The 234-nt window shown below is 67.1% G+C and carries 1 protein-coding gene; it reads left to right on the forward strand.

The annotated features are described in order from the left end of the window. Nucleotides 1-234 (forward strand): AMP-binding enzyme (locus tag EZI54_RS24260; protein WP_131484371.1); only part of this gene is annotated, 234 nt, incomplete at both ends.

Genomic DNA, 234 nt, shown 5'->3' on the forward strand with positions numbered 1-234 from the left:
CACGTGAGGATGCCCCGGGTGACAAACGCTTGGTGGCCTACCTGGTACCCAAGACTGATGAACTCGACGTGGCCGCCGTGCGCGCCGCCCTGGCGCAATCGTTGCCAGCCTACATGGTACCGGCGGCATTCGTGGCGCTGGAGCAGTTACCGCTGACGCCGAACGGCAAGCTGGACCGCCAGGCCTTGCCGGCGCCGGAAGACGACGCCTATGTGCGGGCCGTCTACGAGGCAC

It is taken from the genome of Marinobacter halodurans (assembly GCF_004327985.1).
In the GTDB taxonomy this organism is placed as follows: Bacteria; Pseudomonadota; Gammaproteobacteria; order Pseudomonadales; family Oleiphilaceae; genus Marinobacter_A; species Marinobacter_A halodurans.